General features: G+C 59.2%; 11 protein-coding genes. All 11 read right to left on the reverse strand.

Features of this window, described 5'->3' with window-relative positions:
* Window positions 1-182: 182 nt before the first annotated feature.
* The 11 genes from QWJ34_RS12745 to QWJ34_RS12795 all read right to left on the reverse strand — a co-directional run bounded on the left by QWJ34_RS12745 (window position 183) and on the right by QWJ34_RS12795 (window position 13665).
* Window positions 183-875 carry a regulatory protein RecX gene (locus tag QWJ34_RS12745; protein WP_302728280.1) on the reverse strand — a complete coding sequence of 231 codons (693 nt, stop codon included), beginning with the start codon at window positions 873-875 and terminating at the stop codon, window positions 183-185.
* A 183-nt stretch (window positions 876-1058) separates the two neighbouring features.
* Entirely contained in the window at window positions 1059-2120 is a 1062-nt protein-coding gene (recA, locus tag QWJ34_RS12750; RefSeq protein ID WP_302728282.1) for a recombinase RecA, read from the reverse strand.
* A 284-nt stretch (window positions 2121-2404) separates the two neighbouring features.
* Window positions 2405-3670: a competence/damage-inducible protein A gene (locus QWJ34_RS12755; protein ID WP_302728284.1), complete on the reverse strand. Its 1266-nt coding sequence runs from the start codon at window positions 3668-3670 to the stop codon at window positions 2405-2407.
* A 114-nt stretch (window positions 3671-3784) separates the two neighbouring features.
* Complete coding sequence (gene pgsA, locus QWJ34_RS12760) at window positions 3785-4366, reverse strand: CDP-diacylglycerol--glycerol-3-phosphate 3-phosphatidyltransferase (protein ID WP_302728286.1); 582 nt, start codon at window positions 4364-4366, stop codon at window positions 3785-3787.
* A gap of 222 nt (window positions 4367-4588) precedes the next feature.
* Complete coding sequence (locus QWJ34_RS12765) at window positions 4589-5080, reverse strand: YajQ family cyclic di-GMP-binding protein (protein ID WP_302728287.1); 492 nt, start codon at window positions 5078-5080, stop codon at window positions 4589-4591.
* A 26-nt stretch (window positions 5081-5106) separates the two neighbouring features.
* A complete protein-coding gene (locus QWJ34_RS12770; protein WP_302728289.1) occupies window positions 5107-6234 on the reverse strand; it encodes a RodZ domain-containing protein in 1128 nt (375 codons plus the stop codon).
* Window positions 6235-6295: 61 nt separating this feature from the next.
* Window positions 6296-7063 carry a DUF3388 domain-containing protein gene (locus tag QWJ34_RS12775; protein WP_302728291.1) on the reverse strand — a complete coding sequence of 256 codons (768 nt, stop codon included), beginning with the start codon at window positions 7061-7063 and terminating at the stop codon, window positions 6296-6298.
* 174 nt (window positions 7064-7237) lie between these two features.
* Window positions 7238-8023: an elongation factor P 5-aminopentanone reductase gene (gene ymfI, locus QWJ34_RS12780; RefSeq protein WP_302728293.1), complete on the reverse strand. Its 786-nt coding sequence runs from the start codon at window positions 8021-8023 to the stop codon at window positions 7238-7240.
* Window positions 8020-9300, reverse strand: a complete 1281-nt coding sequence (gene yfmH, locus QWJ34_RS12785) for an EF-P 5-aminopentanol modification-associated protein YfmH (RefSeq protein ID WP_302728294.1) — start codon at window positions 9298-9300, stop codon at window positions 8020-8022. Before yfmH ends, ymfI begins: the two co-directional genes overlap by 4 nt.
* A 2-nt stretch (window positions 9301-9302) precedes the next feature.
* Complete coding sequence (yfmF, locus tag QWJ34_RS12790) at window positions 9303-10589, reverse strand: EF-P 5-aminopentanol modification-associated protein YfmF (protein WP_302728296.1); 1287 nt, start codon at window positions 10587-10589, stop codon at window positions 9303-9305.
* A 265-nt stretch (window positions 10590-10854) separates the two neighbouring features.
* The gene (locus QWJ34_RS12795) at window positions 10855-13665 is read right to left on the reverse strand and encodes an FtsK/SpoIIIE family DNA translocase (RefSeq protein ID WP_483314268.1); all 2811 of its coding nucleotides are present in this window, start codon (window positions 13663-13665) and stop codon (window positions 10855-10857) included.
* Between the last annotated feature and the right edge of the window lie 103 nt (window positions 13666-13768).

A 13768-nucleotide genomic window follows, 5' to 3' on the forward strand; every position in this document is an offset into this window, starting at 1 on the left:
GGTTGCCGATCCCGCCTTGGTCGGGCGGGGGAGATTCGGTTAGACAGAACGCAGCCGCGAAAAAGCTCGTTTTTGGAAGGAAAACGGCTCTTTGCCGGATGACGTTCCTCATTTATTGTAGTCTTGGTCAAAAGTTATTGTCAAGCTATTGCCAAATTTGCTGCTGAAGGCTGTAAAGCGTTTCAATCGAACTCCGTGCCGAGGTCGTCCGCGTCTGCTCCGTCGCTTTGCAGCACCGCTTCCAGCGCTTTGCGGGAGATATCGGACGAGAAGCCGCGGCGCATCAAAAAAGCCAACGTTTTTCGTTTGCGTTCCCAGACTTCGCCCTTGGTCGTCCGCCATTTCTTGGATGCGGTGTCGACCGCGCTGCTTAGCTCGTCTTCGTCGCCGACTTCGTCCAGCGCTTCCTGAATCAATTCCTGATCGATCCCTTTTTGTTTAAGCTCCTGACGCACCCATACTTTGCCTTTTTTACGATTGGTCACGCGCTGGCGGGCCCATTCCTTCGCATACAGCTGATCGTCGATCAGGTTTTCGGATGCAAGCCGCTGCACCACCGCGGCGGCGGCATGCGGATCGATTTCTTTTTCCAGCAGCCGCTTTTCCACTTCTCCCGAAGTGCGCGGCCGGAAACTCAAATAATTCAAAGCTTCCGCGTAAGCGATCTGGCGTTCGTTGTCGCTTATAATCTCCCGCAGCGACGTTTTATTGAAAAAGCTTCCTTTGGTCATGCCGTAGCGGACCATCGTCGATTCATGCACCGTAACGAAAGGATCTCCGAAATAGATCCGATAGCGTCCCCGCGGCCGCTGCAGCAGCTCCACGGCCGTGATCTCCTGCGGCTCCCCATCCGGAAGCACTTCGATTTCATGCATCGGATCTTCGCGTTTTTCTTGATGGAATCCCGATTTGTATGAATTTTTCCCGTTTGATCTGGATCTTCCGAATTGATTCATGGATAAAGTTCCCTTCTCATAACAAGAACCCCGACCATAATCGACCGGGGTATCTGCGTATTATTCGGTTAGCCGAAGAAAAACTCCGGTCAGACTTTGCTGTTATTCAAGTTCAAGCAGTTCTTGTTCTTCCTGATCTTCCGCCTTTTTGTCCGCTTCGCTCGGAGCCGGAACGGCAGTCGTAAGATTGCTCGCTTCGCGGATCTTGGTTTCGATGGTGCGAGAAATTTCCGTATTCTCTTTCAGGAACTGCTTGGCATTCTCGCGCCCTTGACCCAGACGTTCTCCGGCATAGGAATACCACGCGCCGCTCTTGTCGACGATATCCAGATCGGTACCCATATCGATCAGGCTGCCTTCTTTGGAAATGCCTTCGCCGTACATGATATCCACTTCCGCCTGTTTGAACGGAGGAGCCACTTTGTTCTTGACGACTTTGATCCGCGTACGGTTGCCGACAACGTCGTTGCCCATCTTAATGGATTCGATCCGGCGCACGTCGAGACGCACGGTCGAATAGAATTTGAGCGCGCGTCCGCCCGGAGTGGTTTCCGGGTTGCCGAACATAACGCCGATTTTTTCGCGAAGCTGGTTGATAAAGATCGCAATCGTCTTGGATTTGCTGATTGCGCCGGAAAGCTTGCGCAGCGCCTGCGACATCAGGCGAGCTTGAAGACCTACGTGCGAGTCGCCCATTTCGCCTTCGATTTCCGCTTTCGGCACAAGCGCCGCTACGGAGTCGACAACGATAATATCTACAGCTCCGCTTCGTACGAGCGCTTCTGCGATTTCCAGGCCTTGTTCGCCCGTATCCGGCTGCGACAGCAGCAGTTCGTCGACATTGACGCCCAGTTTGCGAGCGTAATTAGGATCGAGCGCGTGCTCGGCGTCGATAAACGCAGCCTGTCCGCCCGCTTTCTGTACTTCGGCCACGGCGTGCAGAGCGACGGTCGTTTTACCCGACGATTCCGGTCCGTAGATTTCGATAATCCGGCCGCGAGGCATGCCGCCCGTTCCGAGCGCGACGTCCAGAGCGATCGATCCGCTCGGTACGACTTCGACGTTCATATGGGTCGATTCGCCCAGCTTCATAACGGACCCTTTTCCGAATTGTTTCTCTATTTGACGAAGCGCCATATCCAGCGCAGCACGACGATCTGACAATATATCCACACCCTTTTTTCGTATTGGTTTGTACCTGTTCCTTACATCTATCATACCGCTTTTCGACGGGTTTGCCAAGCTTTTTTCGAACATATATTCGCATTTTTTTAATTGCTCCAAAACGTTCGTTCGTGCGCCGGCAAACCTCCTTTTCTTAAAAAAACCCTTTAATGTCCATAAAAAAACCGCGAGCGAGTCTCAGGTATCGCCGCGGTTCTTCCGTATGTTCATTATACCAAAATCGTCAGTCAAGGTCAAACAAAACGCGGCTTTTTGGCGGCGTTTCAGTCTTGTTTTTCCGCCTGTACGAGCCTGCGCCACAAGCGGTACAACAGGGTCTTGGTCGAACGTTTGCGGATCGTATCCCGGTTGCCTTTGATGCGCAGTTCGAACACCTCGGTCTTGCCTCCGCGCTCGGCTATGCCGATATAGACCAGGCCCACCGGCTTGCGTTCGGAATAGCCGGGGCCGGCTACGCCCGTAACCGAAAGACCGAAGTCGCTGTCGGTAATCATCCGGACCTGCTCGGCCAGCACTTCGGCCACTTCGCGGCTGACCGCTCCGGGCGCGTCGGCGCCTTCAAGATAATCGTGCGGCACGTTCAGCAGCTTTTCTTTCATCTCGTTGGAGTAGCAGACGATGCCGCCCATCAGCATGGAGGCGCTTCCGGGAACCGTGGTCAGGCTCTGCATAACCATTCCGCCGGTACAGCTTTCCGCCGCGCTGACAGTCAGTCCCAGGTCGGCCATCATTTTGACGACGGTCTCTTCGATCGGCACGTCCTCGCTCGCGTACATATGCTCGGCCAGGCGGCTCTGGATCTGCGTTTCGAGCACCGTCAGCCTGCCGTTGGCCTCCTGGATGTCTTTCGCTTTGGTGGACAGCCGGATGGCGACTTCGCCTTCTTTGGCGTAAGGCGCGATCGTAGGATCGGTCTGGGCGTCGATCAGATCGAGCAGTTTGTCTTCGAGCGCCGACTCGCCGATGCCGGCAAACTTGAGGATTCGCGAGTAAATCGGCATCTCGTCCGTCAGCACCTGATGCAGCAGCCAGGGCTTCGCTTCGTGCTCGAACATCGGCTTCAATTCGCTCGGAGGACCCGGCAGCACGATATAATGATGGTCGCCGTCGCTGATCGCGACGCCTACGGCCAGGCCGGTCGAATTGGGCAGCGGCGTGCTGCCTTCGATAACGAGCGCCTGACGCTTGTTGTTATCGGTCATTTCGATGCCGCGATCGGCAAAGAATTCGGTGATCTTGTCCATGGCCGGACGATCGGTGCGCAGCTCGCGGCCCAGCAGACCGGCAATCGCGTCTTTGGTCAGATCGTCCTGCGTCGGTCCGATCCCGCCGGAGAAGACCAGCACGTCCGCGCGGCTTTGCGCGAGACGGATCGCTTCCTGGAGGCGCTTTTCGTTGTCTCCCACGACGGTCTGGAAGTAAACGTCGATTCCGATAGCCGCCAGTTCCTGCGACAGGTACTGGGCGTTTGTGTTGACGATTTGACCGAGCAGAATCTCTGTTCCTACTGCAATAATCTCAGCTTTCATTTTTAAGATTCACGCTCCTTCTTTCAGGATTGAGGAGGATGGGCGGAGCCCCGGGACTCTCTAAGCAATCTACGGTTCGTAATTTGCTTAGCTAACCGGAGTCCTAGGAGAACTCTAGGACTCTCTAAGCAATTTACGGTTACGCCAAAAGTAATCGACTCCGGAATAGACGGTGGCGACCAGGGCGGCCCAGACGAAGACGGTGTCGGCCGGGATGCCCCAGATCTCGAACGGAAGGTTGTTCAGCAGCAGCAGAGCGATCGCGACGATCTGAAGTACCGTCTTGATCTTGCCGCCGGCTCCGGCGGCCATGACGGCTCCGTCGAGCAGCGCGATCTGGCGCAGACCGGTCACGGCGAACTCGCGGCTGATAATCACGATGGCGATCCAGGCCGCCAATTTGTCGAGCTGCACGAGCGAGATAAACGCCGCGGAAACGAGCAGCTTGTCGGCCAGCGGGTCCAGCAGCTTGCCGAGGTTCGTGACCAGGTTGCGGCTGCGCGCGATATAGCCGTCGATGCCGTCCGTGCACGAGGCCGCGATAAAGATGATGCAGGCGATAAGCTGGCCCCAGCTCAGCTCCACCCCGCCCCAGACGAGCGGATCGGGCAGGAACGGCAGGTCGGCCAGCAGGAACACCATCATGACCGGGATGAGCACGATGCGGCTCAGGGTGATGCGATTGGGAAGATTCATGATCCATCCATTCCTTCCGGGTAAGTTCCGATTCTTGTAGTTCCGACTTCAACCTTACAAGTATAATATCCGAAAGTTTTCGTGTCAAAACGGCAAAATGCCGCCCCCATCGCGCCGATTTCCCTGCATTTCGCGCAGCCGCGGCGATTACCGGGGCGTCCGTATACAAAAAAGCGCCTCTTTCCGCAAAACGGAAAGAAGCTCTTTTTCGAATGATTCGACTTATTTGAAGTTGGTGAACTGAAGCTCGATCGGCAGATCGGCTTCGCGCAGCAGCTTCATCACGGCCTGCAGATCGTCCCTGCTTTTGCCCGTTACGCGAATCTGGTCGCCTTGAATCTGGCTTTTCACTTTGAGCTTGGAGTCGCGGATCAACGTATTGATCTTCTTCGAGCTATCCGACTCGATACCCGATTTCAAACCGAGTTTCTGGCGCACGGTGTTCAGCGAAGCCGATTCCACTTTGCCAAAATCGAGGTTCTTGAACGGAACGCCCCGCTTGATCATTTTGGATTGCAGCACGTCGATCACGGCGCCGAGCTTATACTCGTCGTCCGAGTGAATCGTCAGCGAATCCTTGTCGAGTTCGAAGCTGGTCTTGCTGTCCTTAAAGTCGAATCGGCTGGAGATTTCGCGCTCCGCCTGATCGATTGCGTTTTTGAGTTCCTGCATGTCCATTTTGGACACGATATCCATCGAATTTTCCGAAGCCACTGTTCCTCTTCCTTTCCGCTGCGCGTTTAGTTGACCAGGTTGATCTGGAACCGGGACGTCGTTTTGCCGTCCGTAATCGGCTGTCCGTCGATCGTGATAGCCGTTACCGGCGAGTAGCCCGATTTGATATACAAGCCCTGCGAATCGATATCGAACGACATGTTCTCGCCGGCTTCCGTGTTCTGGTAATACAGGCGTTCTCCGCTCGTGCTGCCGCGGTAAACTTCCAGCCAGCTCATGCCGGTCGCGGCGATCGTGATTTTTGCCGTGCCGCCGGATGTGGGTTGTACTTGATAAACGGTCGTTTTGCCCTGTTGGCCGGCCTGCGTGACGATCGTCGAACCCGTCGTGTTTTCCTGTCCGGTTCCCGGCTCTTCCGTATCGGTTTCGCCGTTCTCGGCATCTCCCGCGCCGGTTCCGTCGCCGGGAGTTCCCGGCTGCGTTTCTTCGGCGTTCGCGCCGTTGTCCGTTTCGCCGCCCGCGGCGGTGCCGCTGTCCGTCTCCTCGGCGTCCTGGCCGTTCGTCGATTCGTCCGGAGGCGTCACTTCGCCCGGCGTCGATGCCGCAGGATCGGTTTCTTCAGGCGTTTGCTCGTCGCCGTCCGACGTACCGGCGTCCTGCGTTCCTCCGCCGGTCGTTCCGGTCGGTTCTTCGTTGTCTTTGGCCGTTCCGGCGTTGTCCGCCGGCTTGGTCGTTGCCGCCGTATCCGGCTTCTGGTCGTCGCCCGCGGTCGTGTCGTTACCTTTCGTGCTGTTGATATACACGATCGCCACGATAATCAGAATCAGGATCGGGAACGTCCACATCAGAGCCGTGGACAATCCTTTGCTGCCTTCGCCGCGTCCCGCCGCGCCTCCGCGCTCCGCATTCCGGGCCGAGCGCTTGGTCAGCACCGGTTCCATTACGCTTTCCGGTTCGGCCGCCGGCACATCTTTGGGATGGCTTTCCAGCAGGACTTCGGGATCGAGTCCCACCGCCTCCGCATACGTCTTGATGAAGGCCCGCACATAGAAGCTGCCCGGCAGGACTTTGAAATCCCCCTGCTCGATCGCCTCCAGATAACGTTTGCGGATCTTGGTCATTTCCTGTACATCTTCAAGCGACAGCCCTTTTTGCGTGCGGGCGTCTTTTAACTGCTGTCCCAGATCGGACATTCCGCTCATCCCTCCTCGTGGTATTGAGGCGCGCCGGGCTTAAGCCCGGATCGCGCTCTGCTTAGATGTCGTCGGTATAGCTTGTGGCGAACGTATCGTAAACGATCTCCTCGTCCGGCGTGCTGCGCAGCTCGATAATCATGTCGAACTGCGAGTGGTCGTACTCGGATTCGCGCATAAAAATATCCGGATGTTCGATCACTTTGGTGCACGGCATATTCATGATCTCGCCGAGCAGCTGGTAATGCTTTTCGTTCGAGCGGATCGTGCTGACGATGCCGTCGATGATAAACACGTTGTTCGGGTTCATTTCGTCTTCCGACAGCTGGCTGCGGACCGTCTGGCGCAGCAGCGTCGACGACACGAACGTCCAGTGCTTCATGGCGCAGACGCTGCCGGCGATGATCGATTCGGTCTTCCCGACACGCGGCATGCCGCGCAGCCCGATCACTTGGTTGCCTTCGCGCTTGAACAGCTCGCCGAGGAAATCGACCAGCAGACCCAGTTCGTCGCGCGTAAACCGGAACGTTTTGCGGTCGTCCGAATCGCGCTCGATATAACGCCCGTGGCGCACCGCCAAAATGTCGACGAGCTTCGGCGGGCGCAGTGCCGTCACCGTTACGCTGTCGACCTTTTTGAGCATCGCTCCGAGCAGTTGGATTTTCTCGTCGTCGTTCGTTTCGAGCAGCATACCGCGGGTGCGGCCTTCAACCCCGTTGATGGTCAAAATGTTGACTTCCAGCATCCCCAGAATCGACGCGATGTCCCCGAGCAGGCCCGGCCGATTCTTATGTATGCGATACTCCATATACCATTGTTTGGTTTCCATAGCCCATCTCTCTTCCGTGTCCGGCGCGATTCCGCAATCGCTTGACTTCGACTTTCGTCGTGACCTTCGTCTAATGATATTAAAAATGACGTTTAAACGCAAGAAACAGATTCTTAATCTTTGACGCCTTCGCGCGCTTCGAAACCGGGCTCCCGCTTCCGGATCGCCGCCGGCTCAAGTGACCCAGCCTCCGTTCGGACTCAGAATCTGTCCCGTCAGATAACCGGATTCCGGCTGCGCCAAAAAGCGCACGGATTCCGCAATTTCGTAAGGTTCGCCGAGGCGCCCCGCCGGAATTTCTTCCGCCAGCGCCTCCAGATCCCCGGAATCGAGAGCGTCCAGCATCGCCGTCCGCACGGCTCCGGGAGCCACCGCATTTACCGAAACGCCCGACAGGGCGAGTTCTTTGGCAAGCGCCTTGGTAAAGGCGTTGATTCCTCCCTTGGCCGCCGAATAGACCGCCTCGCACGAAGCGCCGGTCAATCCCCAGACGGACGAGATATTGATAATCCGCCCGTATTTTCGCGAAACCATGTCTTCCATAAAAGCCTGCGTGCACAAAAAGGTGCCTTTGAGGTTCACGTCCATGACCCGGTCCCATTCTTCGTCCGTGACGTCGCACAGCATGCCGTAATGCGCGACTCCCGCGTTGTTGACCAGCACGTCCGGCACAAAGCCGGCCGCTTTCAGCTCTTCGCGCATCCGCAGCACCTCCGCCCGGCTGCGCACATCGGCGCGCGCGGTCAGCACCTGCGCCGCGCCGAGCGAAGCGCAGCGGTCGGCGGCCGCGCGCACCGCTTCCGCCGACGCCGAATAATGCAGCGCCACCCGGCAGCCGTCCGCGGCGAACCGTTCGGCGATCGCCGAACCGATTCCCCCGGACGCGCCGGTCACGAGCACCGCCGTTTCGCGCGGTACGCGCCGAACCGGACCGCCGCTTCCCGCACCGCCGCGCGTCATGCGCCCCGCACGACCGAAACGGAGCAGCGGTCCCAGCGGATATGCTCGCGCAGACGCGCATTCACTTCGTCCAGCGTGATTTGCTCGTAAAGTTCAAGCACGGCAAACAGGTCGCCGCCGCGGAATTTGTAACGGGTAAACTCGTGCGCGATATTTTCCGGCGAATTCAGCATGCGCAGATAATTGCCGATCTTCTTTTTGCGGGTGCGCTCGAACGCCGCCGCGTCGAAGCCCGATTGCGACAAACGCTCCGCTTCTTCGCGGATACGCTGCACCAGCAGCTCCGGATCGCGCGTATCGCCGCCGATGACCGAAAACGCGTATTCCGGCGTCGCCCGGTAATCCCCGCCGAAGCCGTCCGTAATCAGCGCTTCGTCGTACAGCTTCTGGTACAGCGGCGTGCTGCTGCCGAGCAGCAGTTCCAGCATGATCTCGGTCGTCAGGTCCAGCTTGACCAGTTCCGGTCCGTCTACGTTGGGCGCGGATTCTTTGAATCCGAACAAGCATTTGGGCAGCGATACCGGCAGATTCAGTTCTTTGCGCTCCTGCGCTACTTTTTCCGGCTCCGCGTCGAAGTAGCGTTCGATTTCGGCCTGCGGCCCGTAATTTTTGGCGGACTGGTTGCGGCGCACCTGATCGATGACGCGCTGCGGATCGACGCCGCCGACGACGAACAGCAGCATATTGCTCGGATGATAGAAGGTATTGTAGCACGCATACAGCGTTTCTTTGGTGATCTCGCTAATCGATTCGATGGTGCCCGCGATATCGATATGCACCGGATGCACGCTGTACAGCGCTTCGATCAGCCCGTAGTAGACGCGCCAATCGGGATTGTCCCGGTACATCTGGATTTCCTGGCCGATGATGCCTTTTTCTTTCTCGACGTTCTCGTCCGTAAAATACGGATTCTGCACGAAGTTGACGAGCGTTTCCAGATTTTCTTCGATCTTCTCGGTAGCCGAGAACAGGTACACGGTCTGATCGAAGCTTGTAAACGCGTTGGACGAAGCGCCCTGCGTCGAAAACTTCAGGAAGACGTCGCCGTCCGGTTCTTCGAATACTTTGTGCTCCAGGAAATGGGCGATGCCGTCCGGCACGCGGTGTTCGTCCTGACCGGCTACGCGGAAACGGTTGTCCACCGAGCCGTAATTCGTCGAGAACGTCGCGTACGTTTTCTGGAAGCCTTCCTTCGGCAGCACGTAGACGCTCAGGCCGTTGTCCAGTTTTTCATAATACAGCGTCTCCTGCAGATGCTCGTAACGGATGCTTTCCATCGTTATTCCCCCCCTTTTCCGGTCAAAAAGTAAATAGTGTCGAGCCGGAACGTCGCCGCCGCGTCCGCCACCTGCTCGGCCGTCATATGCTCCACCTGCTCCAGCAGTTCGGATACCGCGCGCTGCCGTCCGGACAGCCGGCCGCCGAAGTCGTGCTGGATCATCTGGAATGCCGAATCGCGGGTTTCGCGCAGATCGTTGCCCAGCATGGCTTTGGTCTGGCTCAGTTCGGTTTCGGTAATTTCGCCGCTTTTCATCGCATCGAGCTGCACGCGGATAATGTCCAGCGCGCGGTCGTAATTCGCGATCTCGATTCCCGACTGGATCGTGCCGAACGCTTTATGAGGCTCGTACTGCGACGACGCGTAATAGGCCAGGCTCGCTTTTTCGCGTACGTTCTGGAACAGCTTGGAATGCGGATAGCCGCCCAGCACGCCGTTGTAAACGAGCGCCGCCGCATAGCGGTCGTCCGTGTAGTCGATCGACGTTTTGAAGCCGATATTCAGTTTGCCCTGGGCCACATCCATCGCTTCTTTGACGATGCGCGGATTGCCGACCCCTTCGTTTTTGGCGCTTTTTGCATATTCGTGCGGATTGTGTCCGGGACCTGCGACGTCGAAAGAACGGCTCACGATGCCGCGCACTTCTTCCAGCGTCGTATCGCCGACCACGTACAGATCCAGCGACGCTTCCGACAGCCATTTGCGGTAGGACTCGTGCAGGGCGGCTGCGTTCAGTTCTTCCAGCGCTTCCCGTTTGCCCAGCGCGTTCAGCCGGTACGATTCGCCCGCAAACATCTCTTCGACGCAGCGAGCGCCGGCATAGCGGGCTTTGTTGTTGATGATGGCGTCGAGCTTTTTGCGCACGTTGTCGCGTTCGGCGTCGACGAATTTGCTTTTGAATACGCCGCTTTCCAGCGCCGGACGGGTCAGCGTTTCGCCGAGGAACGCCAGCGAGCTTTCCAGCAGAGATTCGTCCGTGCCCACAAAAGCGTCGTTGATCGTATCCATGCGGAACTGCACGATCTGGCTGTCGTCGCGCTTGTACACGTCGAAACCGAATCCCGCGCCGTACAGCTCTTCCAGCCGCTCGCGGAACTGAATCGTTTCCGGATAAGAGGCGCTGCCCCGGCGGAGCACGAACGGAGTCAAGGCGATCGGCGTCACGGTTTCTTCGCGCAGCGGGGCTCCGGCATATAAGGAAACGGCGAACGTTTTGAAACGCTTGGTCGGCAGCACGTGAATCCGAATCCGGCCTTCCGCTGCCCGTTCAAATCCAGGGGTAGTCAATTGTCATCACTCCTTAGGCTTTCGGCGGATTCCGCTCGATATGGACTTTCTCTACTTCTCTAACCATTCCTGCTTATTCTATACCACCGCCGAGACGGGAATCAACCGGGGCGGGGTACGGCGGACGAACCGGAGTCGAAACGAAATCCGTGCCGCCCGCGCGAAAAAAATTCCGTTCGGCTGCGGCGGACGCGGCGCGTCGCGGTGCAGCCGAACGGAATTCGGTAAAAGTATAGTCGCCGGGATCGCCCGCGGCGCACGCCGATCAGGAATTGGCCGCCCGGCTCGCCTGGAGCTGCTCGATCGAAATCAGCACCTCGCGCGGCTTGCTGCCTTCGTACGGACCGACGATGCCTCGCGCCTCCATCGAGTCGACCAGCCGCGCTGCGCGCGTGTAGCCCACTCTCATTCGCCGCTGAAGCAGCGAAACGGACGCCTGCTTGGCTTCGACCACGATCTGCACCGCCTGATCGTACAGCTCGTCGACGATCTCTTCCGGCTCGCTGCCGCTTTCCTCGACTTCCGGGACGATCGAATTGTCGTATTCCGCTTCGGCCTGGCCGCTGCAGTAAGCGACGATCTCCTCGACTTCGTTGTCGCTCAGGAAAGCGCCCTGCACCCGCACCGGCTTGGACGCGCCCATCGGCATAAACAGCATATCGCCGCGGCCGAGCAGCTTCTCCGCGCCGCCCATATCGAGGATCGTGCGCGAGTCGACCTGCGACGATACGCCGAAGGCGATCCGCGAAGGGATATTGGCTTTGATCACGCCGGTAATGACGTCGACCGACGGCCGCTGGGTCGCGATAATCAGGTGGATGCCCGCCGCCCGCGCCATCTGCGCAAGCCGCGCGATCGCGTCTTCCACGTCGCCGGCCGCGACCATCATCAAGTCGGCGAGCTCGTCGACGATCACGACGATATACGGCAGAATCGCCGACGGATTGTCTTTCATCAGCGTATTGTAGCCTTCGATATTGCGCGTGGACGATTTGGAGAACAATTCGTACCGCTTCTCCATCTCGACCACGATCTTCTTGAGCGCCAGCGAAGCGCGGCGCGGATCGGTCACGACCGGCGCCAGCAGATGCGGAATGCCGTTGTAGACGTTCAGCTCGACCATCTTCGGATCGACCATCAGGAACTTGACTTCGTCCGGCTTCGCTTTGTACAGGATGCTGGCGATAATGCCGTTGATGCAGACCGATTTGCCCGAGCCGGTCGCTCCCGCGACCAGCAGATGGGGCATTCTCGCCAGGTTGCCGACGATGGTCTGCCCCGAGATGTCCCGCCCGAACGCGACGGTCAGTTTGGAAGCGGCGTCGGCAAAAACGGACGTATCCATCACTTCGCGCATCGTCACCATCGAGACTTCGTTGTTCGGCACTTCGATGCCGATCGCGGATTTGCCCGGAATCGGCGCTTCCATCCGGATATCTTTCGCCGCCAGCGCCAGCGCGATATCGTCGGTCAGGCCGACGACCCGGCTGACTTTGACGCCCACGTCCGGCTGGATCTCGTAGCGCGTAACGGCGGGACCGCGCACCACTTCGAGCACTCTCGCCCGGACGCCGAAGCTTTCCAGCGTCGTCTCCAGCTTGCGCGCCGTCTGCATGTAATCGGCCTGGTTGGCCGAAGCGTTATCGTCTTCCTTGGGCATCGCCAGCAGCCCGAGCGGCGGCAGCTTGTAAGGCTTGGGCGGCGGCTTGATCGTCTCGCCTTCCCGGACTTCAAGCAGTTCGCCAGCGGCGGCCGGGATGGACGGATCGCCTTCCGGCAGCACTTCCGTCCCGGCGGCGGAGCCTGTAAGAACGGCGCCGGCATTGAGCGCGCCGCCGGCGTTCGCGGCGGCGAGGCCTCCGTCCGGAGCGAACGCCGGAGCGGCGGCGTCTTCGAAATCGTCGCCGTCGTCGGACGGGGCGGCGGACGCCGATGCGGAAGCCGCGGCGCCGGCTTCGCGGCCTCTCTCCGAGCGGATATGCTCGAAGAAGTCCCGGATGATCGGGCCCGGCCGCTGCGGCTCGGCGGCCGCCGGAGACGCAGCGGATTCGCCTCTCTGCGATTCCCCGGCCGCGGCTTCGCCCGCCGCTGGCGCTTCTTCCCCGCCGCGGCCGCGCAGCTCGCTCGGCACGCGGTACACGCCGGTGACCTTGAAGCGCTCCTCCGCCCGCTCTTCGGGCGGTTCAAGCGCCTCCACCGGCGCGGCGGCCGCTTTACGCCGCCGACCGAGCAGTCCCGCGCCCCGTTCGCGCGGCTCGTCTTCCCCGTCGTCGCCCTGCGGCAGCGCCGCCCGTTTGCGCTCGGCGGCTTCCTCTTTTTCCTGCGCGCGCGCTTCGGCCTCCTCTTCGGCCTCAAGCCTTCTCTGCTCCGCCGCTCTGCGCTCTTCTTTCATGCGCGCTCCGGCGTCGCGCACCGCGGTGCCCGCTTTGCGCCGCAGCAGGCTCATCAGCTCCACGTAAGACATCTGCGCCGCCAGCATGACGCCGATTGCAAGCAGCACCCCCGCGGCCAGCTTCGCGCCGGTCAGACCGACCATCAGGAACAGCAGCGACAGCATCAGCGCGCCCAGATAACCGCCTCCGATCGGCCGCAGAAACGGCGTCGTTTCGCTCATCGGCCCGTCGGGCATCACCAGCCCGCGGTGCAGATCGCTCTGCGCGGCGGTCAGAATGCCCGAAGCGCTTATCTGCCCGGAAAGCTGCGGATGGTTTTGCATTTCCCCGATCGACAGGATCAGCACCAGCGCGATTCCCAGCAGCAGCAGACCCGATTTGCGCGGACTCCAGCCGTAAGGCAGGCCGCGCCGGATCATCAGGTACAGTCCGGCATAGATACCGAGCAGCGGGATCAGCGCATACGCTTTACCGAGCAGCAGGCCGAAGCCCGCCGACAGCAGCCGGCCGATAACCGCCTGTCCGGACAGCCCGATCACCGACAGCGTAATCAGCACGATGCCGTAAATTTCATATTTCAAAGCGCTGGCCAGCGTCGCTTTCTTTTTCTTCTTTCCGGCGCCCGAACGATTGCCCGCGCCGCTCTTGCGGGAGCGGGTCGTTCCGCCTTTTTTCTGAGCCAATTATATCCCTCCTGCGTTTCGCTGCACTCTCCCCATAATAGCACATAAGTTCGCCAAAAGGCATAAAAAAACCGCTCCGCCGGTTTCCGCCGCCGGACAAACG

Origin of the sequence: Saccharibacillus sp. CPCC 101409, assembly GCF_030518235.1 — a bacterium.
Taxonomy (GTDB): domain Bacteria; phylum Bacillota; class Bacilli; order Paenibacillales; family Paenibacillaceae; genus Saccharibacillus.

Coding starts and splice junctions, on each gene's coding strand:
- pgsA (WP_302728286.1), bottom strand. CDS start 4,366: ATGAATCTTCCCAATCGCATCACCCTGAGCCGCATCGTGCTCATCCCG.
- QWJ34_RS12770 (WP_302728289.1), bottom strand. CDS start 6,234: ATGTCCGATCTGGGACAGCAGTTAAAAGACGCCCGCACGCAAAAAGGG.
- QWJ34_RS12755 (WP_302728284.1), bottom strand. CDS start 3,670: ATGAAAGCTGAGATTATTGCAGTAGGAACAGAGATTCTGCTCGGTCAA.
- QWJ34_RS12745 (WP_302728280.1), bottom strand. CDS start 875: ATGCATGAAATCGAAGTGCTTCCGGATGGGGAGCCGCAGGAGATCACG.
- ymfI (WP_302728293.1), bottom strand. CDS start 8,023: ATGACGCGCGGCGGTGCGGGAAGCGGCGGTCCGGTTCGGCGCGTACCG.
- QWJ34_RS12775 (WP_302728291.1), bottom strand. CDS start 7,063: ATGGAAACCAAACAATGGTATATGGAGTATCGCATACATAAGAATCGG.
- yfmH (WP_302728294.1), bottom strand. CDS start 9,300: ATGGAAAGCATCCGTTACGAGCATCTGCAGGAGACGCTGTATTATGAA.